Origin of the sequence: Streptomyces glaucosporus, assembly GCF_039533345.1 — a bacterium.
GTDB lineage: Bacteria > Actinomycetota > Actinomycetes > Streptomycetales > Streptomycetaceae > Streptomyces > Streptomyces glaucosporus.
Map to the genome: position 1 here is coordinate 190773 of NZ_BAAATJ010000002.1, position 24130 is coordinate 214902.

The window sequence follows — 24130 nt, forward strand, 5'->3', positions numbered from 1 at the left end:
CATGACCGGGCACCGGCCCGGACCGCCGGCTCCTCACGGCGGCGGAACCGCACCGGTGGACCCGCGGGAGCCGACCGGCCCCCTCGGGTCACCCCGTTGTCGCCCTCCCGCCGAACCAGACACGAGGAGCCGCCTGATGTCCGACTTCGTACCCGGGCTCGAAGGAGTCGTCGCGTTCGAGACGGAGATCGCCGAGCCCGACAAGGAGGGCGGCGCCCTCCGCTACCGAGGCGTGGACATCGAGGACCTGGTGGGCCACGTCTCCTTCGGGAACGTGTGGGGTCTGCTGGTGGACGGCAGCTTCGACCCCGGTCTGCCGCCGGCCGAGCCCTTCCCCATCCCGGTGCACTCCGGCGACATCCGGGTGGACGTGCAGTCCGCGCTGGCGATGCTCGCGCCCGTGTGGGGCCTGAAACCGCTGCTCGACATCGACGAGGAGCAGGCCCGCGAGGACCTGGCGCGGGCCGCGGTGATGGCGCTGTCCTACGTGGCCCAGTCGGCGCGCGGGCAGGGCCTGCCGATGGTCCCGCAGAAGGAGATCGACAAGGCGGAGACCGTCGTGGAGCGCTTCATGCGCCGCTGGCGGGGCGAGCCCGACCCCCGGCACGTCGCGGCCGTGGACGCCTACTGGACGTCGGCCGCCGAGCACGGCATGAACGCCTCCACCTTCACCGCCCGCGTCATCGCCTCCACCGGCGCCGACGTGGCGGCGGCGCTGTCGGGCGCGGTCGGCGCGATGTCCGGCCCGCTGCACGGCGGCGCGCCCTCCCGCGTGCTGGGCATGATCGAGGAGATCGAGCGGACCGGGGACGCCGAGGGGTACGTCAAGCAGGCCCTGGACAGGGGCGAGCGCCTGATGGGCTTCGGCCACCGCGTCTACCGCGCCGAGGACCCGCGGGCCCGCGTGCTGCGCCGCACCGCCAAGGAGCTGGGCGCGCCGCGCTACGAGGTGGCCGAGGCGCTGGAGAAGGCGGCGCTGGAGGAGCTCCACAACCGGCGCCCGGACCGGGTGCTGGCCACGAACGTGGAGTTCTGGGCGGCGATCGTGCTGGACTTCGCCGAGGTTCCGGCGCACATGTTCACCTCGATGTTCACCTGCGCCCGCACCGCGGGCTGGTCGGCGCACATCCTGGAGCAGAAGCGCACCGGCCGTCTGGTGCGGCCCTCCGCGCGCTACGTCGGTCCCGGGCCGCGCAGCCCGCGCGAGATCGAGGGCTACGACCGGATCGCCCGCTGACCCCTTCGTCCGGCCCTCCCGGCCCCGGCGCGGTGCTCCGCACCGGGGCCGCGGTCTTCCGCCGTCCGGCCGTCCGGCCCGTCACCCGGCTCGTCACCTGGCCCGTCTGGCGCGTTCGACGAGGTCGACGGTGGCGCGGGGGTCGTCGACCTCCACCACGAGGCGGGCGTACCGCTCGTCGGCGAGTTCGATGACGACGGCCTTGCCGGGGTCCTTCACGTCCCAGAAGACGCGTTCGCCGTCGCGGTGGTAGGTGCCGGCGACGATGACGCCCGGGATGTGGGTGCCGGGCGCGCGGATGCCCTTGGGCTCCTGGACGATGCCGGGGTCGCGGGTGGCTCCCCGGACGTTGGCGAGGGGTATCTCCAGGCGGCTCTTGAGCGCCCAGAGCTTGTCGAGCCCCTCCACCTCGACGGTGAGGGTGTCGTCGGCGACGGTGACGCGGGCCATGGTCATTCTCCTGTCGGTCGGTCGGCGGGCGGGGGCGCGAGGCACGCGGCCAGCGCGCGCGCCGCTCCGGGGCCGGCGGCGGCATCGGCGGTGCGGGAGCGCAGCCGCAGGCCGAGCACGGCCGCGGTCAGGGCGCGGGCGAGGTCCGGACCCGCCTCGGCGGCCGGTCCGTCCGACGCGGCCAGGACGGCGGCGATCGCCTCCTCCAGCGCGCCGAACCCCTCCGCCGTCAGCGCGGCGACCTCGGGGTCGCGGTGCGCCGTCTCCGCCTGGGCCAGCAGCAGCAGTCCGGCGGCCGGCCCGCTGTCGTAGGCGTCCGCGGCGGCGGTGAGCGCCCGGACCGGGTCCGGCGCGGCGGCCACCCGCCCGGCGAGCGGCAGGACGTGCCGGTCCAGGTGGCGGCGGAGCGCGGTGAGGTAGAGGCCGCGCTTGCTGCCGAACACCTTGTAGAGGCTGCCCCGGTGGACGCCGATCGCGGTGACCAGGTCGTCGACGGAGGTCCCCTCGTAGCCGTGCCGGGCGAACAGCTCGGCCGCCGACTCGACGGCCCGCTCCTCGTCGAAGGTGCGTGGTCTCCCCATGCGGACGACGGTACGCGATTTGAGAACGATCGGTCAAGAACGATTGTTCTCGAACTGCCGGCGGCACGGGCTCCCGGAACACGTCCGGCCCCGCTCCGCCGGAGCGGGGCCGGACGGGGCGGGGCGGGGCCGGACGGCGGGGCGCGTCAGTCGCGGACGGGGATTTCGACGTACGAGGGCCTCTTCTCCGGCGAGGAGAAGGCGAGCTTCGCCCCGGCCGGGTTGTGCTCGGCGTAGAGCGGGTCGACGGTGTCGATCACCAGGGCGAGCCGGTGCCCGGCGGGGACGTCGTAGGCCGTGGAGAACAGTTCCAGGTCCACGCCGAACGCCTTGCCCGGCTCCTTGCCGTGGAAGGTGAACGGGGCGTGGGTGACGAGCTTGCCCACGCCCAGCGCGTTCACGTCGTACAGGTGGGCGACGAAGGTGCCGCTGGACTCGTTGCTCGTCACCGTGGTGCGCAGTTTCACGGTGCCGCGGATCCGCTGCTCGGCGGCGTGCCGCTGCGACGTCCAGACGGCGGCGCGCCAGTCGGGCAGCAGCGGGACGGACACCGTCGGCGCGACGCTCACGAGCTGGTCGAGGATGCCCGTGAGCATGACGGTCCCGCCGTTGGCCCCGGAGTCGCCGTTCGCCAGGATCCTCTCGGTGTCGTCCAGGGCGATCCGTGTCCTGGCGGTGGAGAGGGCCTTCCAGCTCGCGTGGCTCTCCTGGCCGCCGCCGCGGACGCCGATCCGGACGGGCTTCTCCCGGTCGATGCCGTTGTCCTCGCCCTTGAGGTGGTGGTCGAGCCAGCGCTCGGCGTTGTTCCACACGTCGTTGGGCAGCCCCAGCAGGCCGGTCATCTCGGGGGTGGCGTGGTCGCCGGGCCGGAACTCCAGGCGCTTGGGGCCGGTCAGCTTCTCGTAGAAGTCCGCGTACTGGTTGGGCGGGAAGATCGAGTCGCCCCAGGCGTTGCCCAGCATGATCGCGGCGCCGTTCGCGTTGATCCGGTCGATGTGGGTGGCCGCGGAGCGCTTCTTCCCCCAGGCGATCATGTCGGCCTCCTTCTCCAGGTCGGAGCCGAGGAAGCCCTTGATGATCTCCTGGAACTCCTCGCCGGGGCGGCCGGTGAGGTAACCGGTGCCGGTGAGGAACGCCGCCGCCTGGGTGTGCTGGGTGCGGCCGCTGTAGATGGAGCCGACCAGGTCCGCCCAGCCGCTCATCGCGACCACGGCCTTGATCCGGTCGTCGGACGCGGAGGCCAGCAGGCTGATGCCGGCGCCGTAGGAGATGCCCGCCATGCCGATGCGCTCGGGATCGGCGGGGGTGTTGGCCAGCGCCCAGTCGATGACCTTCGAGGCGTCGGCGACGTCGGGCGGGCCGGCGACCTCGATGGTGCCGCCGGACTGCAGGAAGCCGCGCGAGTTGTAGCTGAGCACGACGTAGCCGGACGCGGCGAGCCTCTTCGCCTGGGCGAGGTACTCGACCTGCGGCATGGACCAACTGGTGGGGAGCACGACGAGCGGGTAGCGGCGCCCGGCGCCCGCCGCGGCGTCGCCGGGGACGACGACGTTGGCGGCGAGCTTCGTGCCCCCGTCGCCGGGGATGTCGACGAACCGGACGGTCGGCGGCCCGGACGCGGCGCGGGCGGTGGAGGCCGGGCCGACGACCGCCCCGGCCAGCAGCGCGGCCGAGGCGGCGAAGGCGGCTGACGTGCGCAGGTGCCTGTGAGGGTGTCCCATGGGCCCTCTCCTCTGTGGGGCGCCGGCCCGGGGGAACCGGCGCGTGTGCGGGGAGAACCACCTGAGAGTAGGCCCGGGGATTACCAGCGGTAACCCTCCGGTGGGTTACGCATCGGTAACTCTTGTTTCATCCGCCACCCGTCTCCACCGCGCGCCCGTCCGGGCCGGTCGCGCCCCCGGCCGCGCACCGTGCCCCGGCCCGCCCGGCGCCGCGGGCGGGTCGGGGCACGGGCTCCGGGTCCTCCGGGTCCTCCGGGTCCTCCGGGTCCTCCGGGCGGGGCTACCCCGTGCGGCGGCGGGCGTTGAGCCGGGCGGCCCGGCGCGTCAGGTGGTCGCGCTCGGCGAGGTTGGGCGCCTTCCGCGCCGCCTCGGCGTACAGCCGCGCCGCCGTCGCCAGGTCGCCGTCGCGCTCGTGGAGGTAGGCCGCCGCCGCGGTGTGACGGGGCAGGGAGTCGTCCAGTTCCGCGAGGGCCGCCAGGCCGGCGCGCGGCCCGTCGGCCTCGCCGACGGCCACCGCGCGGTTGAGCCGGGCGACCGGGCTGCCGGTCAGGCGCACGAGTTCGTCGTACCACTCGACGATCTGCACCCAGTCGGTCTCCTCGGCGGTGGGCGCGTCGGCGTGGAGCGCCGCGACGGCGGCCTGGGCCTGGAACTCGCCCAGCCGGTCGCGGGCGAGGGCCGCCTGCAGTATCCCGATCCCCTCGGCGATCATCCCGGTGTCCCACCGGCCGCGGTCCTGCTCGGCCAGCGGCACCAGGCTGCCGTCGGGCGCGGTCCGGGCGGCGCGCCGGGCGTGGTGGAGCAGCATGAGGGCGAGCAGCCCCGCCACCTCGGGGTGGTCGATCGCGGCCGCGAGCTGCCGGGTGAGCCGGATGGCCTCGGCGGCGAGGTCGACGTCGCCGGAGTAGCCCTCGTTGAAGACCAGGTAGAGGACGCGCAGCACGGTGGCGACGTCGCCGGGCCGGTCGAACCGCACGCCGGAGACGGTGCGCTTGGCCCGGCTGATGCGCTGCGCCATGGTCGCCTCGGGCACCAGGTAGGCCCGGGCGATCTGGCGGGTGGTCAGCCCGCCGACGGCGCGCAGCGTGAGCGCGACCGCGGACGACGGCGTCAGCGACGGGTGGGCGCACAGGAAGTAGAGCCAGAGCGTGTCGTCCACCGCGGGCGCGGGCCCGGGCGGCGGCTCCCGGTCGGCGAGGTCCTCACGCCGGCGGCGGGCGGCGTCCGCCCGGGCCGCGTCGAGGAACTTGCGCCAGGCCACGGTGACCAGCCAGCCCTTGGGGTCCCGCACGGGGCGTCCCCCGCCCGGAGAGCCCGCGGAGGCGCCGGCCGGCCAGGCGCGGACCGCCTCGACCAGCGCCTCCTGCACGGCGTCCTCGGCCGCCGCGAAGTCGGCTCCGCGGCGGACGAGGATCGCGAGCACGCTCGGTGTGAGGCTCCTCAGCAGGGCCTCGTCCATCCCGGGATCACTCCGTTACGGTGGGCGGCGCGGCCAGGAACGGGCGCACCTCCAGCCACTCGTGGATCGGCTTCCCGCCCGCCCCGGGGGCGGCCGACAGCTCCCCCGCCAGCTCGACGGCGCGCTCCTGGCTGTCGACGTCGATCACCATCCAGCCGGCGATGAGGTCCTTGGTCTCGGCGAACGGGCCGTCGGTGACCGGCGGGCGGCCCTCGCCGTCGTACCGGACGAACATCCCCTCGGGGGCGAGCGCCTGACCGTCGACGAACTCGCCGGTCTCCTCCAGCCGGGCCGCGAAGTCGCGCATGTACTGCACGTGGGCCGAGATCTCCTCCGGCGTCCACTGGTCCATGGGCACGTCGTTGACCGGGGCCGGGGCACCGCGGTAGTGCTTGAGCAGCAGGTACTTGGCCATCGTGTCTCTCCTGGGTGCTGTGCGGCCCATTGTGGCCGCTCTCACCCCGGGGACGGAGCCGGTCGCGGATTCTCGACACCTTCTCGACACCGCCGTCCGGATTTTTTCCGGCTCCCCGGATGCGCGGCCGGGCGCGGTGCTCCGGCGCGTTCCGTTCCCGGGGCGGCCGTCCCCTCATCCGGGGGTGCCGCCTCCCGTTCCCTCCTCCGTCCCCCGCTCCAGCGCCTCCGCCAGGACCTCCGCCAGATGGCGGGCCCGGTGGCCGCCGAGCTGGGCGAGCTGGGTGCGGCAGGAGTAGCCGTCGGCCAGCAGCACCGTGCCGGGGGCGGCGGCGCGGACCGAGGGCAGCAGCTTCTCCTCGGCGCAGGCCACGGAGACCTCGAAGTGGCCCTTCTCGAAGCCGAAGTTGCCCGCCAGGCCGCAGCATCCGTCGCTCAGCCCGCCCGTCAGCCCGGCCTTCTCCCGCAGCCGCCGTTCCGCCGCGTCGCCCAGGACGGCGTGCTGGTGGCAGTGGGTCTGGCCGGCCACCGGGCGGTCGAGGCGCGGCGGGGCCCAGTCGGGGGCGCACTCCTCCAGCGCCTGCGCGAAGGTGCGGACGGACGCCGCGAGCCGCCCGGCGCGGGGGTCGTCCGGCAGCAGGGCGACCGCGTCGGTGCGCAGCGCCGCCGCGCACGGCGGCTCCAGGACCACCACCGGCAGGCCCGCGTCCAGCACCGGCTCCAGCCGGTCCAGGGTGCGGCGCAGCACGGTGCGGGCGCGGTCGAGCCGTCCCGTGGAGACCCAGGTCAGGCCGCAGCAGACCCGGCCCGCGCCCGGCGGGAGGACGACCTCCAGCCCGGCGGCCTCCAGGACGCGGACGGCGGCGGCGCCCGCCTCGGGCGAGAGGTGGTTGGTGAAGGTGTCCGGCCACAGCACCACGCGCCGGCCCCCGCCCGACCGTCCCCGCCGGTGCCGGCGCCACCAGCGGAGGAACGGGGTGCGCGGCAGCGGCGGGACGTCCCGCTCCGGCGCGATGCCGCCCAGCCGCTTGCCCAGGGCCGCGAGCGGGGTGCGGGCCAGGGCGTTGACCAGCGGGGCGGTGCGGGTGGCGGCCACCGCGCGCAGCCACACCGGCAGCCCGCCCAGCGAGTAGTGGGCCATCGGCCTGCGGCGGCCCGCGTAGTGGTGGTGGAGGAACTCGGCCTTGTAGGTGGCCATGTCCACCCCCACCGGGCAGTCCCGGCGGCAGCCCTTGCAGGACAGGCACAGGTCCAGTGCCCCCAGGACCTCCTCGGAGCGCCAGCCGCCGGTGACGACCTCGCCCGCCAGCATCTCGTGGAGCAGCCGCGCCCGGCCCCGGGTGGAGTGCGCCTCCTCCCCCGTCGCCCGGTACGAGGGGCACATCACCCCCGGGCTCCCGGCGGGGTTGCGGCACTTGGCGACGCCCACGCACCGCCGCACCGCGGCCCGGAAGTCCCCGCCGTCCTCCGGGTAGCCGAAGACGACGTCGACGGGCCCGCGGGGCAGCGGCGCGAAGCGCAGGTTCTCGTCGAGGCGGTGGGGGCGGACGACCATGCCGGGGTTGAGGCCGCCGTCGGGGTCCCACAGGTCCTTGAAGCGGGCGAACAGCTCCACCGTCCCGGGCCCGTACATCCTCGGCAGCAGTTCGGCGCGCGCCTGCCCGTCGCCGTGCTCGCCCGACAGCGACCCGCCGTGCGCCACCACCAGGTCGGCCAGGTCGGCGGAGAAGCGGCGGAAGCGGGCGACGCCCTCGTCGTGGACCAGGTCGAAGTCGATCCGCGCGTGGACGCAGCCGTCGCCGAAGTGGCCGTAGGGCAGCCCGCGCAGTCCGTGGTCGGCCAGCAGGGCGCGGAAGTCGCGCAGGTACGCGCCGAGGCTGGCGGGCGGCACCGCGCAGTCCTCCCAGCCCGGCCACGCCTCGCTGCCGTCGGGCATGCGGGTGGCGGTGCCGGCGGCGTCCTCGCGGATCCGCCACAGGGCGCGCTGCCCGGCGGGGTCGGTGATCAGGGCGTGGCCGGTGGCGTCGCCCGCCGCGGCCCGGCACAGCCGCTCGGCGCGGGCGCGCGCGTCGGCCTCGTCCGCGCCGCCCACCTCGACGAACAGCCACGCCCCGCCCCGGGGCAGCAGCGTCCGCTCGGCCCCGGGGACGAGGTCGGCGGCCATGCCCTCCACGGTCAGCGGGCGGTGGGGCAGCAGGGTGACGGCGGCTTCGGCGGCGGCGCTCTCGTCCGCGTGGCCGAGCACCGCCAGCACCCGTGCGCCGGGCCGCTCGACCAGCCTCACCGTGGCGGACGTGACCACCCCGAGGGTGCCCTCGCTGCCGGTGAAGGCCCGCGCCCAGTCCTCCCCGCGCTCGGGCAGCAGCGCGTCCAGGGCATAGCCGGAGATACGGCGCGGCAGGTCCGGGAAGCCGGTGCGCAGCCGGGCCAGCTCGCCGCCCACCAGCGCCCGCGCCCCGGCGCGCAGCCGCTCCGGCACGCCGTCCCCGCCGGGTGCGAGCCGGGCGCGTTCGCCGCCGTAGGTCAGCACGTCCAGGGCGAGGACGTTGTCGGCGGTGGTGCCCCAGGCCACCGAGTGGGAGCCGCAGGAGTTGTTGCCGATCATCCCGCCGAGCGTGCAGCGGCTGTGGGTGGAGGGGTCGGGGCCGAACGTCAGGCCGTGGGCTCCGGCCGCCCGGCACAGGTCGTCCAGGACCACTCCCGGCTGGACGACGGCCGTGCGGGCGTCCGCGTCGACCGCCTCGACCGCGGTCATGTGCCGGGTGAGGTCCAGCACCACTCCCGTGCCCGTCGCCTGCCCGGCGATCGAGGTGCCCCCGCCGCGCGGCACCACCGGCACCCCCAGCTCCCGGCACACCGCCAGCGCCGCCGCCACGTCGTCGGCGTCGCGGGGCGCGACGACGGCCAGCGGCACCCTCCGGTAGTTGGAGGCGTCCATCGTCACCAGCGCGCGGCTCGCGGGGTCGTCGGCGACCTCGCCCCGGACGGCGGCCCGCAGCGCGCGCGCCACCTCCCGCGCCTCCGCGCTCCCGGTCGCCGGCCCGGCCGTCTCCCCCACCGTCCTCCTCACCGCCTTCTCCACTGCTCCTCCGTCTCCTCCGCCGTGTCATCCGCCGTGTCACCGCCCATGGCACCAGCCTGCCCGCTTCACCGGCGTGTCTCGCGGGGTGGACGCCGCCCGGAACGGACGGTGGCGAAGGACTACGCTTCGACACGTGGCCGATCTCCAGATTCCCGCAGACATCAAGCCCGCCGACGGACGATTCGGTTCGGGCCCGTCCAAGGTGCGCCCCGAGGCGCTGAGCGCCCTGGCCGCCACCGGCACGTCCCTGATGGGCACCTCACACCGCCAGGCTCCGGTGAAGAACCTGGTCGGCCGGGTGCGCGAGGGCGTGAAGGAGCTGTTCGGGCTCCCGGAGGGCTACGAGGTGATCCTGGGCAACGGCGGCTCCACCGCCTTCTGGGACATCGCCACCCACGGCCTGATCGAGTCCAGGTCCCAGCACCTGTCCTTCGGCGAGTTCTCCTCGAAGTTCGCCAAGGCCGCCAAGCTCGCGCCGTGGCTGGACGAGCCGTCCGTGATCTCCTCCGAGCCCGGCACGCACCCGGAGCCGCGCGCCGAGGCCGGCGTGGACGTCTACGCCTTCACCCACAACGAGACCTCCACCGGTGTCGCCATGCCGCTCGCGCGGGTCGCGGGCGCCGACGAGGGGTCCCTGGTCCTGGTGGACGCCACCTCGGGCGCGGGCGGCCTGCCGGTGGACATCGCCGAGACGGACGTCTACTACTTCGCCCCGCAGAAGTCGTTCGCCGCGGACGGCGGCCTGTGGATCGGCGTGTTCTCCCCGGCCGCGCTGGAGCGGGCCGAGCGGATCGCCGCGAGCGGCCGGCACATCCCGGCGTTCTTCGACCTGCCGACCGCGATCGACAACTCCCGCAAGAACCAGACGTACAACACCCCGGCCCTCGCCACCCTGTTCCTGCTGGCCGACCAGCTGGAGTGGATCAACGGCCAGGGCGGCCTGGAGTGGGCCGTGAACCGCACCGCCGACTCCTCCTCGCGGCTGTACGGCTGGGCGGAGAAGTCCTCGTTCGCCACCCCCTTCGTGACCGACCCGGCCAAGCGCTCGCAGGTCGTCGGCACGATCGACTTCGCCGAGGGCGTGGACGCCTCGGCGATCGCCAAGGCGCTGCGCGCCAACGGCATCGTGGACACCGAGCCGTACCGCAAGCTGGGCCGCAACCAGCTCCGCGTCGCGATGTTCCCGGCCGTCGAGCCGGCGGACGTGGAGGCGCTGACCGCCTGCGTCGACTACGTCGTCGAGCGGCTCTGAGCGGCTCTGAGCGCCCCGCCCGCACCCGCGTGAACGCCGTGGGCCCGGCCGTCCCTAGACGGCCGGGCCCACGGCCCTTCCCCGGCCCGCGCCGGCTCAGCGCGACAGCCGCTGGAAGCGCCGCACCGCCAGGGGCAGGAAGACGGCCGTGATGGCCAGCGGCCAGACCACCGCCATCAGCGCCGCGTTCTCCTCGATCCAGCTCCCGCCGGTCGCCGCCGGGTTCCCGAAGAGGTCCCGGACGGCGTTGGCGGTGGAGGAGACCGGGTTCCACATCGCGATGGCGCCCAGCCAGTCCGGCATCATCGAGGGCGGCGTGAAGACGCTGGAGATCATCCCGAAGGGGAAGGCCACGGCGAACAGATTCCCCGCCGCCTCCTGGTTGGGGACGAGCAGTCCGAGGAACACCCCGACCCAGATCAGCGCGAAGCGCAGCAGGAGCAGCAGCGCGAAGGCGCAGAGGGTCGCGAGCACCCCGCCGTCCGAGCGCCAGCCGACGGCCAGGGCGATCAGGACCAGGACCAGCAGGTCCAGCGCGGCGTGCAGCACGTCGGACACGCCCCGGCCGGTGACCACCGCGGAGGGGGACATCGGCATGGACCGGAACCGGTCGGTGACCCCGCGGTCCTTGTCGACGACGACGGCCATCGCGGTGTTCATGAAGCCGAAGGCCATCGTCATGGTGAACATGCCGGGCAGCGCGTACGTCTTGTAGTCCGCCGCCCCCACGTCCATGGCGCTGCCGAAGACGTAGACGAACAGCAGCACCGAGACGATCGGGAAGCCGAGCTGCCAGGCGACGATGGACGGCTGCTTGGCGAGGTGGAGGAGGTCGCGCCGGACGATCGTCCAGCAGTCCGCGACCGCCCAGTACAGGCGCCGCTCGGGTCCGCCGGTGAGAACGGGGGCGGGCGGGAGGTCCGAGGCGGGGTTCGGGGCGGGGTTCGGTGCGGTGCTCATGCGGTGGCCTCCTCCTTCTCCTTCTCCGGCTGACCCGCCTCCGGCTCCGCGTCCGCGCGGTGGCCGGTCAGTCGGAGGAAGACCTCGTCCAGGGTGGGGCGGCGCAGGCCGATGTCCTCCATCTCCACGCCCTCGTCCCGGAGGGTCCGGGCCACCTCGGTGAGCGCGGCCACCCGGTCGGCGACCGGCGCGTGCACCCGGCGCTCCTCGGGATCGGTGTGCGGCTCGGCCCCGTCGGCGACGCGGGCGAGGACGCGGACGGCGGCGGGGAGGTCGGCCGCGTCGCGGAGGACGACCTCGACGCGGTCGCCGCCGATGGAGTTCTTCAGTCCGGCCGGGGTGTCGTCGGCGACGCGCACGCCCCGGTCGAGGACGGTGATGCGGTCGGCGAGCCTGTCGGCCTCGTCCAGGTACTGCGTGGTGAGCAGCACCGTGGTGCCGGCCGCGACCAGGGAGCGCACCGCCTCCCACACCTCGTTGCGGCTGCGCGGGTCCAGCCCGGTGGTGGGCTCGTCGAGGAAGAGCACGTCGGGCGCGAGGATCATCCCGGCGGCCAGGTCGAGCCGCCGCCGCATGCCTCCGCTGTACGCCTTGAGCTGCTTGTCGGCGGCGTCCGTGAGGCCGAAGCGCTCCAGCAGCTCCCCGGCGCGCTGCCGGGCGCGGCGGGCGCCGAGGTGGAACAGGCGGCCGAACATCTCCAGGTTCTGCCGGCCGGTGAGGATCTCGTCGACCGCCGCGTACTGGCCGACCAGGCCGATCCTGCGGCGCACCCGGACGGGTTCGCGGGCCACGTCGTGGCCGGCCACGGTGGCGCGCCCGCCGTCGAGGCGGACGAGCGTGGCCAGGATGCGCACGGCGGTGGTCTTGCCCGCGCCGTTGGGGCCGAGCAGGCCGTGCACGGTGCCGCGCCGGACGGCGAGGTCGAAGCCGTCCAGGGCGCGTTTGTCGCCGTACCGCTTCACCAGCCCCTCCGCCAGCACCGCGTACTCGGCGCGTCCGGCGCCGTGGGGTGTCGTCATGGTGCCTCCCTCCGAACTGGGTACACCGTACCCGATTACGCGTACGCTGTACCCGGTTTTTTCGGACGGACGTAGGATGAGCCCCGATGACGACCGAAAAAAGCGGCGACTACCTGCGGCGCAGCCTCGAACTCCTGTGGGGCCGGCGCGAACGCCCCACCCGCGGGCCCAAGCCGGGCCTGACCCTGGACCGCATCGTCGCCGCGGGAATCCGGATCGCCGACGCCGAGGGAATCGACGGGCTGTCCATGCGCCGCGTCGCCGCCGAGCTGGGCGTCGGCGCGATGTCGCTCTACCGCTACGTGCCCGGCAAGGCCGAGCTGCTGGAGCTGATGATCGACCGCGCCTACGGCATGACGGACGGCTCCGACGCGCCCCGGGACGCCGACTGGCGCACCGTCCTGCGGACCGTCGCCCTCGGCACCTGGCGGATGTACCTGGCCCACCCCTGGCTGCTCCAGGTGAACCTCGCCCGGCCCGTGCTCGGCCCCGCCGCCGTGGCCGGCCTCGACTACGCCCTCTCCGGGCTGGCGGACCTGGACATCACCGACCACGAGCGGATGGGGTTCGTCACCGCCGTCGACGGCTACGTGGCCGGCTGCGCCCGGACCCACGTCAACGCCGCCCAGGCCGCCCGGCAGACCGGCATCAGCGACGAGGAGTTCTGGACGGCGCACGGGCCCATGCTGGAGAAGGCGATGCTCAGCGGCGCGTACCCGCACGTCGCCGCCCTCGCCGAGGACGCCTTCGCCGTCCCCGGCGGGAAACTCTTCGAGTTCGGGCTGGAACGGCTGCTCGACGGCCTGGAGGCGTTCCTCGCCGCCCGGGACGCCGGGCGGTCCGGCGGCGGCGCGAAGGACGCCTGAGCGCGTCCGCCCCGCCGGCTCAGTTCCCGCGCCGGACCGCCCGGCGCAGGGCGAGGAAGAGGACGGCGGCCGAGGCGAGGGCCACGGCGAGCACGGGCCCGCTCCCCAGCCCCTCCCCGCCGTCCGCCCGGTCGCCGGCCGCCTCCCCGCCGTCCGCCCGGTCCCCCTTCCCGTCCCGGGCCCGGTCCGGCGCCTCCTCCCGCCGCGCGCTCTCCGGGAGCTGGTCGCCGGTCAGCTCCATCGGCTGGACGTCGCTGCGCCCGCCCTCCGTGCCGTACAGCAGGGTGCGGCCGTCCGGGGTGAAGGCCAGCGACTCGCCCTGGCCCTGCACCGGCACGGTCAGCCGTCCCAGCTCGCGCGGCTTCCCGTCCTCCCAGGCGTACATGGTCCCGCCGAAGTAGCCGCGCACCGCCAGCCGGGTGCCGTCCGGGGAGAAGGCGGCGTCGGTCGCCCACAGGCCGATGCCGGCGACGCGGGTGAAGGTGTTGACGCCGGACGCCGAGAGCTTCTCGGGCCCGGCGTACAGCGCGCCGCCGTCCTGGTGCTTGCTGACGATGTACACCCGCCCGGTGACCGGGTGGACCGCCAGGGACTCGGCGTCGCGCGGGCCGTCGGCGTAGCGCACGGTGTGCCGGGTGACCTCCACCGCCTGGTCGGCCAGTTTCTCCGGCTCGGCGAAGCGGTAGATCCACACCTCGGGCCACCGCCCGCCGAAGTTGTCGCCGATGTCGCCGACGTGGACGGTGCCGTCCGGGCCGACGGAGACGGCCTCGACGTCGCGCGGGGCGATGCCGGTCAGGGTGATCGTGGCGACCGTCTCGCCGGTGCGGCCGTCCACCGCGTAGACGTACGGCCCGTCGTCGCTGTCGTTGTGCGTCCAGTACACGCCCGGGTGGGCTCGGCTGGCGGCCAGGCCGCTGGACTCGGTGATCCGCTCGTCCCGGATGGTGAAGCCGTCGGCGGGATCCGCCGCCGACGCCGCTCCGGCCGTTCCCCACACGATCACCGTCGCCGCGCCCAGGGCGCACACCAGCCTCCGCATGGCCCCAAGACTGCCATCCGCCGGGGCGCCCCGGCGGATGGCGGTCACCGGCGGCCTGTCACGCGGTCACCAGCGGCCCGTCCGCGGTCCGGTGAACTCCCCCCGGACTGCCCGGCCTCCCCCGCCCCCGGGGACGCGGCGGGCTCCTGCCCGCAGAACCCCGCCTCCAGCACGGAGTCGGCCGACGCCGAGGTGTTGACGTTGTACGCCATGGTGCGCGAGCCGTCCCGGGTGGAGAAGACGTAGGAGACCGAGCCGTGGATGCCGCCGCTGTGGCCCCACACCTCCACCCCGCACGACAGGTCCCGGGTCCGGATGCCCAGCCCGTACCGGTCGCCCTCCCCGGTGGGGACGGTGGTGAGCATCTCCCTCATGCTCTTTCCGGAGAGCAGCCGGCCGTCCAGCAGCGCCCGCAGGAAGCGGTTGAGGTCGTCCACGGTGGAGACCATCTCGCCCGCCGCCCAGGCGACCGACGGGTTGATCTCGGTCACGTCGACCAGTTGCGCCTCCTCGCCGGTTCCGAGCCGTTCGTAGGCCCGGCCGTGCGGGCGCGGCATCGTCACGCGGGTGCCGGGCAGCTCCGTGGCGCGCAGCCCCAGCGGCCGGACGACGCGCCGCTCGACCTCCTCGGCGTAGGAGTTCCCGGTGGCCGCCTCGATCACCATGCCCGCCAGGACGTAGTTGGTGTTGGAGTAGCTCCAGTCGGTGCCCGGCGCGAAGGAGGGCTCGTGCTCCATGGCGATGGCGACGAGCTGTTCGGGGGTCCAGGTGTCGTAGCGGTGCTCGAAGAAGCCCGATTCGAAGACCTTCTCCTGGAAACCGCGATCGGAAGTGACGTCGTAGATGCCGCTGGTGTGGTTGAGGAGCTGCCGGACGGTGACCTTCCGCCCGTCGTGCCCGTTGCCCCGCACCACTCCCGGCAGCCACCGCTCCACCGGATCGTCCAGATCCAGCCGCCTCTCCTCCTGCAGCTGCAGCAGCACGGTGGCGACGAACGTCTTGGTGATGCTGCCGATCCGGAACCGGTCCGGCCGCAGCCGGGGCCGCTCGGTCTCCACGTCGGCCACCCCGGACGAACCGGTCCAGGTGCCGCGGCGGTCCCGCACCTGCGCCAGCGCCCCGGGCGCGCCCGCGGCCACGACGGCGTCCAGGGCCTGCTGGGTACGGGTGTGGTGCCCGCCCCGGTCCGGCCGGTCGGCGGCGGTCGCGGCCGGGGCGGCGGCCACCGCCGTCAGCGTCAGGGCCGTGGCCACCGCGGCTCCGGCGGCGGCGCGCAGCCCGTGCGGTCTTCTCCGGCTCATGAGTGTGTCCCTCCGTCGTCGGCGTCGCTCGTCGCCTGCTGGGACCGGAAAGGCCCGCGCGCCGTTGACAGCGCCCGCGCCGGTTGGGCGGGTTCCGGCCATCCCGCCGCGCCCCGGGGTTCCCGCCCGGAGCGCGGCGGGACACCGTCACACGTCCGCCGGTGACGGCGTCAGTGGGCGTTCGGCACCAGGCGGGTCCGCCGCGGCATCTCGGACTCCTCCGGCAGCCCGGACTCCTCGGACGTCTCGGAGATCCGGGAGTCGCCGCCCTCCCCGGGGGCCGTGCCGCAGAACTCCGCCTCCAGGACGCTGACGAGGGGACCCCAGGTGGCGTTGGTGTTGAACGCCATCGTGCGGTCGCCGTCCCGGGTGGAGAAGACGTAGGAGAGCGAGCCGTGGACGGACCCGTCGTGGCCCCACACCCCCACCCCGCACGACAGGTCGAGGTTGAGGACGCCGAGGCCGTACCGGGCGGTGCCCGCCTCGTCGGTGGGGACGGTGTCGAGCAGCTCGGCCATGCTCTTTCCGGAGAGCAGCCGGCCGTCCAGCAGCGCCCGCAGGAAGCGGTTGAGGTCGTCCACGGTGGAGATCATCTCGCCCGCCGCCCAGGCCCAGGAGGGGTTGACGTCGGTCACGTCGACCAGCGTCACCTCCTCGTTCTCGACCAGCACGCCGTAGCCCCGGCCGTGCGGGCGCGGCATCGTCGCACGGGTGCCGGGCAGCTCCGTGGCGCGCAGCCCCAGCGGCCGGACGACGCGCCGCTCGACCTCCTCGGCGTAGGAGTTCCCGGTGGCCGCCTCGATCACCATGCCCGCCAGGACGTAGTTGGTGTTGGAGTAGCTCCAGTCGGTGCCCGGCGCGAAGACGGGCTCGTGCTCCATGGCGATGCCGACCAGTTCCTCCGGCGTGAAGGTGTCGTAGCGGTGCTCGAAGAAGCCCGATTCGAAGACCTTCTCCTGGAAACCGCGATCGGAAGTGACGTTGTAGATGCCGCTGGTGTGGTTGAGGAGCTGCCGGACGGTGACCTTCCGCCCGTCGTGCCCGTTGCCCCGCACCACTCCCGGCAGCCACCGCTCCACCGGATCGTCCAGATCCAGCCGCCTCTCCTCCTGCAGCTGCAGCAGCACGGTGGCGACGAACGTCTTGGTGATGCTGCCGATCCGGAACCGGTCCGGCCGCAGCCGGGGCCGCTCGGTCTCCACGTCGGCCACCCCGGACGAACCGGTCCAGGTGCCGCGGCGGTCCCGCACCTGCGCCAGCGTCCCCGGGACGCCGGCTTCCAGGAAGGCGTCCATGGCCTGCTGGGTGCGGGCGTGGTGGCGGTCGTGCCGCCGGTCGGCCTCGGGCGCGGCGACGGCGGCGGGCGCGGTCGCCAGCACCACGGCGCCGATCGTCATCCCGACGGCCATGCCGCGAAGTCTTCTCCGGCTCATGAGTGTGCCCCTCTCGATGTCGGCGGTTCGTCCGTGCGCTCCTGCCCGCCGCGCGGGTGGTCCGCGTTCCCGGGGACCGCCCGGGAACGTCGAACGGTTGATCCACTCCCCTCTGGAGCGAACGATTCCGGCCATGCGCCGGGGCCTGCCGGGTGACGGGCGTCACGTCGCAGGTCAGGGCGGCCGTCCGGGAGGATGAACGGATGCGTTTCCTCTTCGTCGGCGACTCCATGACCATCGGCGGTGCCGGTGAGCACACCTGGCGCCACCGCATGTGGCGTCACCTGGAGCGGACGTGCGGGCTTCTGGGCGAGGCCTACGAGATCGTCGGCCCGCGCGACGCGCTGTACGACAAGGCGGCCGGCGCGCCCGTCGCCCACGACTACGCCGACCCCGCCTTCCCGGCGTCCGCCCGCCGCCACCTCGCGGGCTGGGGCGAGGGCTGGCTCCACATGGCGCCCCTGATAGCCGGCGCGGTGCGGGAGCACCGCGCCGACACCCTGCTGGTCTTCCTCGGCCTGATCGACCTCGGCTTCTACACCGCCTCGGACGCCACGGCGGCCAACGTCCGCCGCTTCTTCGCCGAGGCCCGCTCCGCCGACCCGCACGTCCGGGCGGTGGTCCTGCCGGTGATACCCAACGTCCGGGCCCGGCACGACGCCTTCTTCGCCGCCGAGTGCGAGCGCTTCAACGAGCTGCTGGCCAAGGCCGTGGCCGAACTGTCCACGCCCGCCTCGCCGCTGCTGCTGGCCTCGCCGCCGCACGACTGGGACCTGGACCGCGACACCTACGACGGCACCCACCCCACCGCCTCCGGCGAGCACCGCATCGCCGCGGCCTTCGCGGACGCGATGCACCAGGCGTGGGGGATCGGCGGGCCGTACGCGCCCGGTTCCGGAGTGTGACGGTCCGGGCTGCGGCCGCGCACCTGCGGACTCCCGGGTTCCGGACCGGCGCGAGTCACTCTTGCCTTGAGCCCGCTCCAACACGTTGGCTAGGTGTCCATGAAGTACACGCAGCTCGGACGCACGGGTCTCAAGGTCAGCCGTCTGGTTCTCGGCACGATGAACTTCGGCCCCCAGACCGACGAGGCCGACAGCCACGCCATCATGGACGCCGCACTCGACGCGGGCGTCAACTTCTTCGACACCGCCAACGTCTACGGCTGGGGCGAGAACAAGGGCCGCACCGAGGAGATCATCGGCACCTGGTTCGCCAAGGGCGGCGGCCGGCGGGACAAGGTGGTGCTGGCCACCAAGGTGTACGGCAACATGGGCCCGGACGGCGACGTCTGGCCCAACCACGACAAGCTGTCGGCGGTGAACATCCGCCGGGCCGTCGACGCCAGCCTGAAGCGGCTCCAGACGGACCACATCGACCTGTACCAGTTCCACCACGTGGACCGGAACACCCCGTGGGAGGAGATCTGGCAGGCCATCGACGTCCTCGTCCAGCAGGGCAAGATCCTCTACGCCGGGTCGTCGAACTTCGCCGGCTGGCACATCGCCCAGGCCAACGAGGCCGCCGCCCGCCGCGACAGCCTGGGGCTGGTCAGCGAGCAGTGCCTGTACAACCTGGTCGAGCGGCGCGCGGAGATGGAGGTCATCCCGGCCGCGCAGGGCTACGGCCTGGGCGTCATCCCGTGGTCGCCGCTGCACGGCGGTCTGCTGGGCGGCGCGATCCGCAAGGAGCGGGAGGGCGGCGGGGCGCGCACGGCGTCGGGCCGCTCGGCCGACGCCCTGTCGAACACCAAGGTCCGCGACCAGATCCAGGCGTACGAGGACCTGCTGGACAAGCACGGTCTGGAGCCGGGCGAGGTGGCCCTGGCCTGGCTGCTCACCCGGCCGGGCGTGACGGGCCCGATCACCGGTCCGCGCACGCTGGAGCAGCTCTCGTCCGCGCTGCGCGCGGTGGAGCTGGAGCTGAGCGGGGAGCTGCTGGCGTCGCTGGAGGAGATCTTCCCCGGTCCGGGTCCGTCCCCGGAGGCGTTCGCCTGGTGAGCCCGTCCGCCCGGTGAGCCGGACGGGCCGGCGGGTCCGTCCGGCCGCCGGCCGGCACGGGGACGCGGCTGACGGCCGGCGCGGGCGCCCTCACCGGGGGCCCGCGCCGGCCGTCAGCCGAGGACGGCGGCCAGGACCACCACGGCGAGCATCAGCACCAGCGCGCCGCTCACGATGCGGGTACGGGTCTTCGGATCCACGCCCCAACGGTAGCCCGCCCGCTCAGCCGCCCAGCGGCCAGGCCTCCAGCGTCTCGTACCGGGGCTGCTCGCCGGGCGCCCCGGAGGAGGGCAGCCGGCTGTGGACGAGGGCCACCTCGTCCACCCGCCAGTCGGTGCCGGAGAAGCCCTCCAGGGCCGCGGCGTAGGGGCGCAGGTCCACGCGGTGGGCCGTGCGGGCGGCGCGGGCGAGGGTCAGGTGCGGCTTGTAGGGGCGGTCCTCGGTGGGGACCCCGGCGCGGCGGACCGCCGCGGTGACGGAGTCCGCCAGCCGGCGCAGGGTCGTCCGGTCGCCCTCGACGCCGATCCACAGGACCCGGTCGCCGAAACGCCCGCCTCCGGCCAGCCGGAGGCCGAAGGCGGGGTGGCGGTGGGCGGCGCGCGCCAGCCGTTCGCCCAGTCCGGGCAGGAGCGCCTCGTCCACCTCGCCCAGGAAGGCGAGGGTGAGGTGCCGGCCCCCGGTCCCGGTCCAGCGCAGCCGGTCGGCGTCGGGCAGGCCCCTCAGCCGGTCCACCGCCGCCTCCAGCTCGGCCAGGGCGGCGGGAGGCGGCAGGACGGCCGTGAACAGTCTCATGCGAGTACTTCCCTGCGGTGGTCCCTGTCCTCGCCGCGGGCGGGGGACGGGGAGGCGGGCGGGGCCGCCGCCGGGACGGCGGCCGGGGCGGTGGGCTGCGAGGCGGCCGGGGTCCTCCCGGCGCCCGCTATGCTCTCCCGCCCTTTCCCGCCCGGCACCGGGACGAACGCCACGGCGCGGCGTCCGCGGCGGAGGTCGATCCTCAGCCGCAGGCCGCTGACCCGGGCCAGCACCAGGCCGGTCGCGACGGCGGCCACGGCGGAGATCAGGCCGCCCGCCAGGAAGCCGGTCCGGGCGCCGTAGGCGTCGGTGATCCAGCCCATCAGCGGACCGCCGATCGGGGTGCCGCCCATGAACACCATCATGTACAGGCTCATCACCCGGCCGCGCATCGCCGGGTCGGAGGCGAGCTGGACGGTGGAGTTGGCCGTCACGTTGAAGGTCAGCGCGATGACGCCGATGGGCACCATCAGGGCGGCGAACAGCCAGAAGGACGGGGAGAGGGCCGCCGCCATCTCCAGCACGCTGAACAGCAGCGCGGCGCCGACCATGACCCGCATCCGGCTGGTGCCGCGCCGGGCGGCGAGCAGCGCGCCGGTCACCGAGCCGATGGCCATGAGCGTGTTGAGCAGGCCGTAGGTGCCCGCGCCCTCGTCGAAGACCTCGTCGGTGAAGGCGGTGAGCCAGATCGGGAAGTTGTAGGCGAAGGTGCCGACGAAGCCGACGAGCGTGATCGGCCAGATCAGGTCCGGCCGGCTCCTGACGTAGCGCAGCCCTTCCCTGAGCTGGCCCTTGGCGCGCGGTGCGGTCTCGACGCCGTGCAGCTCGGCGGGGCGCATCATCAGCAGGCTGGTGAGCGGCGCGATGAAGGACAGGCCGTTGAGGAGGAACGCCCAGCCGCTGCCCACGGCCGTGATCAGCACACCGGCGACGGCCGGGCCGATCAGGCGGGCGGACTGGAAGTTGGCGCTGTTGAGCGAGACCGCGTTGGCGAGCTGGCGCGGGCCGACCATCTCGGAGACGAAGCTCTGCCGGGCGGGGTTGTCCACGACGGTCGCCAGTCCCAGGACGAAGGCGAGCGCGTAGACGTGCCAGACCCGGACGTTGCCGCTGAGGGTCAGCGCGGCGAGCGCGAGGCCGGTGAGGCCCATCGCCGCCTGGGTGAACAGCAGCAGCCTGCGCTTCGGGTAGCGGTCGGCGATGACGCCGCCGTACAGGCCGAAGAGCAGCATCGGGAGAAACTGCAGCGCGGTGGTGATGCCGACGGCCGTCGCCGACCCGGTGAGGCTGAGCACCAGCCAGTCCTGGGCGATGCGCTGCATCCAGGTACCGGTGTTGGAGACGAGCTGGCCCATCGCGAACAGCCGGTAGTTGCGGATGCGCAGCGAGCTGAACGTCGAGGGTTTGGGTCCGGCGGCTCCGGCGGTGGTGCCGGTGTGGTTCGTGTTCTCGTCAGGTGCGGGTGCGGAGTGTGCTCCGGGTCCCGAACTCAAAACGCTTTCGCCTCCTTGCGATGCGACTCCTTCTTACAGTTGCGCGAGCTTCTCCAGGACGGGTGCCGCGGCGCGCAGCCGCGCCCACTCGTCCTCGTCCAGCCGGCCGGCGAGGTCCGCGAGCCAGGCGTTCCGCTTGCGGCGGCTCGCCTCGAGGACCTCCTCGGCCAGTTCTGTCTGGGTCACCACCTTCTGGCGGCGGTCACCCGGGTGCGGCTCCAGCCGGACCAGGCCCTTGGCCTCCAGCATCGCCACGATGCGCGTCATCGACGGCGGCTGCACGTGCTCCTTGCGCGCCAGCTCGCCCGGTGTCGCCGAGCCGCAGCGGGCGAGAGTGCCGAGGACCGACATCTCGGTCGGGCTCAGCGACTCGTCGACGCGCTGGTGCTTGATGCGTCGTGCGAGGCGCATCGTGGCGGAGCGGAGGGCGTTCACGGCTGCGGCGTCCTCGTCCCGGGACAGATCCGGCATGTTTATTAGCCTAACTCATTACTTTATCTAAGGATAGGTACGGAGGGGCTGTACGGAGGTGTCCTTCATCACCCGTACGGGTGAGTCCGTACGGAAAACCGACACGCCGTACCTCCTTCCCCGTGACCGTGTCCCCATGGAACCGACTGATTCGAAAGTGCTCAGCCTACGGTTGGACGCCGCACTGCTCGACAGGCTGTCCCGCCATGCCGCCAAACGCGGAATGAGCGTCCAGGACTACGTGGTCCGGACGCTCATCCGTGTCGATTTCGACGAGCGCTTCACCTCGTCCGTGAACGAGACCGAGCGCTTCTACGCGGGCGGCTCCGCCTGACCTGCCGGCCGGACGGAGCCGCCCGCCGGGCTCACCCGATGCCCAGCGCCTGCTCGATCGGGTCGAGCAGGAAGTACACCAGGAAGCAGACCCCGACGACGTTCAGCAGCCACGGGATCCCGCGGAACCGCCCGGTGGCGGCGCGCAGCAGGATGTAGGACAGCACGCCGATGCCGATGCCGTTGGTGATGCTGTAGGTGAAGGGCATCGAGATCAGGGTCAGGAACGCCGGCACCGCGATGGTGTGGTCGTTCCAGTCGATCTGCCGCACGTTCGACGCCATGATCATGAAGCCCACGACGACCAGCGCGGGGGTCGCCGCGTGGGACGGCACCACGGTGGCCAGCGGGGTGAAGACCAGGGTCAGCAGGAACAGCGCGCCGGTCACGACGTTGGCCAGGCCCGTACGGGCGCCCTCGCCGACGCCGGCGGTGGACTCCACGAAGCAGGTGTTGGCCGAGCAGGAGCCGAAGCCGCCGCCCGAGACGGCCAGGCCGTCCACCATCAGGATGCGGCCCATGCGGGGCATCCGGCCCCGCTCGTCGGTCAGCTTCGCCTCCTGGCCGACGCCGATGATCGTGCCCATGGCGTCGAAGAAGCCGGACAGCAGCACGGTGAAGACGAACAGGCAGCCGGTCAGCAGGCCGACCTCCTCGAAGCCGCCGAAGAGGCTGACCTGGCCCAGCAGGGAGAAGTCGGGGGTGCTGACGATCTTCTCGGGCACGTTGGGCACGGCCAGGCCCCATGCCGCGTCGGGGATCTCGGCGACGGCGTTGATCACGACGGCCACGACGGTCATCGCGACGATGCTGATGAGGATCGCGCCCTTGACCCCCCGCGTGACCAGGACGAACGTCAGCGCCAGGCCGAGGACGAAGACCAGCACCGGCCAGCCCGTGAGCTGGCCGCCCTGCCCGAGGCCGAGCGGGACGGTGGTGTGCGCGGCGTCGGGGTTGCGGGTGACGAACCCGGAGTCCACCAGGCCGATGAGGGTGATGAACAGGCCGATGCCGATCGCGATGGCCTGCCGCAGCCCGTTGGGTATGGCGTCCATGACGCGCTCGCGCAGCCCCGAGGCGACCAGGAGCATCAGCACGAAGCCCGCCAGGACCACCATGCCCATGGCGTCGGGCCAGCTCATCTGGGGCGCGAGCTGGAGGGAGACCACGGCGTTGATGCCCAGGCCCGCGGCCAGGGCGATGGGAACGTTGCCGATGACGCCCATCAGGAGGGTGGTCAGGCCGGCCATCAGCGCGGTGGCGGTGACGAGCTGGGCGTTGTCGAGCTGATGACCGAACTTGTCCTGGCCCGCGCCGAGGATGATCGGGTTCAGCACGACGATGTAGGCCATCGCGAAGAAGGTGGCCAGTCCGCCGCGGAGTTCGCGGCCCACCGTGGAACCCCGCTCGGAGAGCTTGAAGAACCGGTCGACGCCGCTTGTGGGCGGCGGTGTTCCGGTGCCCTTGTCGGGGGAGTCGGGCGTGGCCGTGGTGTCGGTGACCGAAGCGGACATGCGTGACCTTCGATGGAGCGGCTCGGGGACACGGTATGGAGGTTCATACAAGAAGAACCAGCCATACCAGGATGCTTTCAGTATGAACGCACCATGGCGGGAAAGGCCAACCCCGCGGGCGGACATTCCGCGGTCATGCCGTGACCCTCCCCACACATCCCCCCTCGTTACGCTGTGGAGCGAGCGCCACGGGACGACGGGCGACGGGGTGAGAGCGGACGGAGAGGGCCGGGCGATGGACCTGAGCAGGTGGACGAGCGGCGAGCGGAAGGCTCCCGAGCCCCTGGAGGGCAACGTCGTCGCCACGATCGTCGGCGGCACGGTCATCTGGTTCGTGCTCTTCCTGGTCCAGCTCCCCTTCTACGGCTGGTTCGCCGACCGCGACCGCACCTGGTGGCTGTGGACCTGCCTGGCGGGCGGCGTCCTGGGCCTGCTCGGCATCTGGATCGTCCGCCGCCGCGAGGCGGCCATCCGCCGCGCGAAGGAGGAGCGGGGCGCCGGCGGTCCCGGCGGCGCGGACACCACGGACACCACGGGCCCGGACGGCGCGGCCCGCCCCTAGCCGGGGAGGAGAACCCTTCGGGGTTCCCGGAGCTCCCCCGGGAAGAACCCGTCCGCGAAGCGGAACACGCGCCTCGCGCCGTGTCCGCCCGCACTCCGTGCGGCGTGTGATGCGTTACACGATCCCCTCCGGCGCCGTCGCGGCGGCG

The 24130-nt window shown here is 73.8% G+C and carries 22 protein-coding genes; 7 read left to right on the top strand and 15 right to left on the bottom strand.

What is annotated here, in order from left to right; all coding sequences use genetic code 11:
- Positions 1 to 136 precede the first annotated feature (136 nt).
- Positions 137 to 1237: a citrate synthase 2 gene (locus ABD358_RS02985; protein WP_344629215.1), complete on the top strand. Its 1101-nt coding sequence runs from the start codon at positions 137 to 139 to the stop codon at positions 1235 to 1237.
- A gap of 93 nt (positions 1238 to 1330) precedes the next feature.
- Here ABD358_RS02985 and ABD358_RS02990 read toward each other — a convergent pair whose 3' ends face one another.
- The 6 genes from ABD358_RS02990 to ABD358_RS03015 form a co-directional block, all read right to left on the bottom strand.
- Entirely contained in the window at positions 1331 to 1687 is a 357-nt protein-coding gene (locus tag ABD358_RS02990) for a hypothetical protein (protein ID WP_344629216.1), read from the bottom strand.
- A gap of 2 nt (positions 1688 to 1689) precedes the next feature.
- Complete coding sequence (locus ABD358_RS02995) at positions 1690 to 2268, bottom strand: TetR/AcrR family transcriptional regulator (RefSeq protein WP_344629217.1); 579 nt, start codon at positions 2266 to 2268, stop codon at positions 1690 to 1692.
- A 146-nt stretch (positions 2269 to 2414) separates the two neighbouring features.
- Complete coding sequence (locus tag ABD358_RS03000; protein ID WP_344629218.1) at positions 2415 to 3989, bottom strand: CocE/NonD family hydrolase; 1575 nt, start codon at positions 3987 to 3989, stop codon at positions 2415 to 2417.
- Between the two features lie 280 nt (positions 3990 to 4269).
- The gene (locus ABD358_RS03005) at positions 4270 to 5448 is read right to left on the bottom strand and encodes an RNA polymerase sigma factor (protein WP_344629219.1); all 1179 of its coding nucleotides are present in this window, start codon (positions 5446 to 5448) and stop codon (positions 4270 to 4272) included.
- A 7-nt stretch (positions 5449 to 5455) separates the two neighbouring features.
- Positions 5456 to 5863 carry a YciI family protein gene (locus tag ABD358_RS03010; RefSeq protein ID WP_344629220.1) on the bottom strand — a complete coding sequence of 136 codons (408 nt, stop codon included), beginning with the start codon at positions 5861 to 5863 and terminating at the stop codon, positions 5456 to 5458.
- A gap of 174 nt (positions 5864 to 6037) precedes the next feature.
- Positions 6038 to 8800, bottom strand: coding sequence for an FAD-binding and (Fe-S)-binding domain-containing protein (locus tag ABD358_RS03015; RefSeq protein WP_344629442.1), 2763 nt, complete (start codon positions 8798 to 8800; stop codon positions 6038 to 6040).
- Between the two features lie 277 nt (positions 8801 to 9077).
- Here ABD358_RS03015 and serC point away from each other — a divergent pair, with 277 nt between their 5' ends.
- Positions 9078 to 10196: a phosphoserine transaminase gene (serC, locus tag ABD358_RS03020; RefSeq protein ID WP_344629221.1), complete on the top strand. Its 1119-nt coding sequence runs from the start codon at positions 9078 to 9080 to the stop codon at positions 10194 to 10196.
- Positions 10197 to 10292: 96 nt separating this feature from the next.
- On the opposite strand, the gene ABD358_RS03025 is transcribed toward serC, so the two are convergent.
- Both ABD358_RS03025 and ABD358_RS03030 read right to left on the bottom strand, forming a co-directional pair.
- Positions 10293 to 11156, bottom strand: a complete 864-nt coding sequence (locus tag ABD358_RS03025) for an ABC transporter permease (RefSeq protein ID WP_344629222.1) — start codon at positions 11154 to 11156, stop codon at positions 10293 to 10295.
- Positions 11153 to 12175, bottom strand: a complete 1023-nt coding sequence (locus ABD358_RS03030) for an ATP-binding cassette domain-containing protein (RefSeq protein ID WP_344629223.1) — start codon at positions 12173 to 12175, stop codon at positions 11153 to 11155. Before ABD358_RS03030 ends, ABD358_RS03025 begins: the two co-directional genes overlap by 4 nt.
- Positions 12176 to 12261: 86 nt before the next feature.
- Between ABD358_RS03030 and ABD358_RS03035 the strand changes: the two genes are divergently transcribed.
- Positions 12262 to 13041, top strand: coding sequence for a TetR/AcrR family transcriptional regulator (locus tag ABD358_RS03035; RefSeq protein ID WP_344629224.1), 780 nt, complete (start codon positions 12262 to 12264; stop codon positions 13039 to 13041).
- A 19-nt stretch (positions 13042 to 13060) separates the two neighbouring features.
- Here ABD358_RS03035 and ABD358_RS03040 read toward each other — a convergent pair whose 3' ends face one another.
- From ABD358_RS03040 to ABD358_RS03050, 3 genes are all read right to left on the bottom strand, one after another.
- Complete coding sequence (locus tag ABD358_RS03040) at positions 13061 to 14083, bottom strand: WD40 repeat domain-containing protein (RefSeq protein WP_344629225.1); 1023 nt, start codon at positions 14081 to 14083, stop codon at positions 13061 to 13063.
- Positions 14084 to 14127: 44 nt separating this feature from the next.
- A complete protein-coding gene (locus ABD358_RS03045; RefSeq protein ID WP_344629226.1) occupies positions 14128 to 15384 on the bottom strand; it encodes a serine hydrolase domain-containing protein in 1257 nt (418 codons plus the stop codon).
- Between the two features lie 170 nt (positions 15385 to 15554).
- The gene (locus ABD358_RS03050; protein ID WP_344629227.1) at positions 15555 to 16793 is read right to left on the bottom strand and encodes a serine hydrolase domain-containing protein; all 1239 of its coding nucleotides are present in this window, start codon (positions 16791 to 16793) and stop codon (positions 15555 to 15557) included.
- Between the two features lie 227 nt (positions 16794 to 17020).
- On the opposite strand from ABD358_RS03050, the gene ABD358_RS03055 reads away from it, so the two are divergent.
- The gene (locus ABD358_RS03055) at positions 17021 to 17722 is read left to right on the top strand and encodes a GDSL-type esterase/lipase family protein (protein ID WP_344629228.1); all 702 of its coding nucleotides are present in this window, start codon (positions 17021 to 17023) and stop codon (positions 17720 to 17722) included.
- Positions 17723 to 17821: 99 nt separating this feature from the next.
- On the top strand, positions 17822 to 18817 hold the full coding sequence (locus ABD358_RS03060) for an aldo/keto reductase (RefSeq protein ID WP_344629443.1): 996 nt from the start codon (positions 17822 to 17824) through the stop codon (positions 18815 to 18817).
- Between the two features lie 222 nt (positions 18818 to 19039).
- On the opposite strand, the gene thpR is transcribed toward ABD358_RS03060, so the two are convergent.
- Genes thpR through ABD358_RS03075 form a run of 3 tightly spaced genes read right to left on the bottom strand, consistent with a single transcriptional unit; the run spans position 19040 to position 21573 of the window.
- A complete protein-coding gene (thpR, locus tag ABD358_RS03065) occupies positions 19040 to 19609 on the bottom strand; it encodes an RNA 2',3'-cyclic phosphodiesterase (RefSeq protein WP_344629229.1) in 570 nt (189 codons plus the stop codon).
- A complete protein-coding gene (locus ABD358_RS03070) occupies positions 19606 to 21102 on the bottom strand; it encodes an MFS transporter (RefSeq protein WP_344629230.1) in 1497 nt (498 codons plus the stop codon). The genes thpR and ABD358_RS03070 overlap by 4 nt, the downstream gene beginning before the upstream one ends.
- 33 nt (positions 21103 to 21135) lie before the next feature.
- On the bottom strand, positions 21136 to 21573 hold the full coding sequence (locus tag ABD358_RS03075) for a MarR family winged helix-turn-helix transcriptional regulator (protein ID WP_344629231.1): 438 nt from the start codon (positions 21571 to 21573) through the stop codon (positions 21136 to 21138).
- A gap of 136 nt (positions 21574 to 21709) precedes the next feature.
- Between ABD358_RS03075 and ABD358_RS03080 the strand changes: the two genes are divergently transcribed.
- Positions 21710 to 21907, top strand: coding sequence for a ribbon-helix-helix protein, CopG family (locus ABD358_RS03080; protein ID WP_344629232.1), 198 nt, complete (start codon positions 21710 to 21712; stop codon positions 21905 to 21907).
- 31 nt (positions 21908 to 21938) lie between these two features.
- Here ABD358_RS03080 and ABD358_RS03085 read toward each other — a convergent pair whose 3' ends face one another.
- A complete protein-coding gene (locus tag ABD358_RS03085; protein ID WP_344629233.1) occupies positions 21939 to 23420 on the bottom strand; it encodes an NCS2 family permease in 1482 nt (493 codons plus the stop codon).
- 235 nt (positions 23421 to 23655) lie between these two features.
- On the opposite strand from ABD358_RS03085, the gene ABD358_RS03090 reads away from it, so the two are divergent.
- A complete protein-coding gene (locus tag ABD358_RS03090) occupies positions 23656 to 23982 on the top strand; it encodes a DUF2530 domain-containing protein (protein WP_344629234.1) in 327 nt (108 codons plus the stop codon).
- Positions 23983 to 24130: the final 148 nt, after the last annotated feature.

Excerpts from the sequence above, each read along its gene's own strand:
- ABD358_RS02985 (WP_344629215.1), top strand. The coding sequence starts at position 137 with ATGTCCGACTTCGTACCCGGGCTCGAAGGAGTCGTCGCGTTCGAGACG.
- ABD358_RS02990 (WP_344629216.1), bottom strand. The coding sequence starts at position 1,687 with ATGGCCCGCGTCACCGTCGCCGACGACACCCTCACCGTCGAGGTGGAG.
- ABD358_RS02995 (WP_344629217.1), bottom strand. The coding sequence starts at position 2,268 with ATGGGGAGACCACGCACCTTCGACGAGGAGCGGGCCGTCGAGTCGGCG.
- ABD358_RS03000 (WP_344629218.1), bottom strand. The coding sequence starts at position 3,989 with ATGGGACACCCTCACAGGCACCTGCGCACGTCAGCCGCCTTCGCCGCC.
- ABD358_RS03005 (WP_344629219.1), bottom strand. The coding sequence starts at position 5,448 with ATGGACGAGGCCCTGCTGAGGAGCCTCACACCGAGCGTGCTCGCGATC.
- ABD358_RS03010 (WP_344629220.1), bottom strand. The coding sequence starts at position 5,863 with ATGGCCAAGTACCTGCTGCTCAAGCACTACCGCGGTGCCCCGGCCCCG.
- ABD358_RS03015 (WP_344629442.1), bottom strand. The coding sequence starts at position 8,800 with ATGGACGCCTCCAACTACCGGAGGGTGCCGCTGGCCGTCGTCGCGCCC.
- ABD358_RS03025 (WP_344629222.1), bottom strand. The coding sequence starts at position 11,156 with ATGAGCACCGCACCGAACCCCGCCCCGAACCCCGCCTCGGACCTCCCG.
- ABD358_RS03030 (WP_344629223.1), bottom strand. The coding sequence starts at position 12,175 with ATGACGACACCCCACGGCGCCGGACGCGCCGAGTACGCGGTGCTGGCG.
- ABD358_RS03035 (WP_344629224.1), top strand. The coding sequence starts at position 12,262 with ATGACGACCGAAAAAAGCGGCGACTACCTGCGGCGCAGCCTCGAACTC.
- ABD358_RS03040 (WP_344629225.1), bottom strand. The coding sequence starts at position 14,083 with ATGCGGAGGCTGGTGTGCGCCCTGGGCGCGGCGACGGTGATCGTGTGG.
- ABD358_RS03045 (WP_344629226.1), bottom strand. The coding sequence starts at position 15,384 with ATGAGCCGGAGAAGACCGCACGGGCTGCGCGCCGCCGCCGGAGCCGCG.
- ABD358_RS03050 (WP_344629227.1), bottom strand. The coding sequence starts at position 16,793 with ATGGCCGTCGGGATGACGATCGGCGCCGTGGTGCTGGCGACCGCGCCC.
- ABD358_RS03055 (WP_344629228.1), top strand. The coding sequence starts at position 17,021 with ATGCGTTTCCTCTTCGTCGGCGACTCCATGACCATCGGCGGTGCCGGT.
- ABD358_RS03060 (WP_344629443.1), top strand. The coding sequence starts at position 17,822 with ATGAAGTACACGCAGCTCGGACGCACGGGTCTCAAGGTCAGCCGTCTG.
- thpR (WP_344629229.1), bottom strand. The coding sequence starts at position 19,609 with ATGAGACTGTTCACGGCCGTCCTGCCGCCTCCCGCCGCCCTGGCCGAG.
- ABD358_RS03075 (WP_344629231.1), bottom strand. The coding sequence starts at position 21,573 with ATGCCGGATCTGTCCCGGGACGAGGACGCCGCAGCCGTGAACGCCCTC.
- ABD358_RS03080 (WP_344629232.1), top strand. The coding sequence starts at position 21,710 with ATGGAACCGACTGATTCGAAAGTGCTCAGCCTACGGTTGGACGCCGCA.
- ABD358_RS03085 (WP_344629233.1), bottom strand. The coding sequence starts at position 23,420 with ATGTCCGCTTCGGTCACCGACACCACGGCCACGCCCGACTCCCCCGAC.
- ABD358_RS03090 (WP_344629234.1), top strand. The coding sequence starts at position 23,656 with ATGGACCTGAGCAGGTGGACGAGCGGCGAGCGGAAGGCTCCCGAGCCC.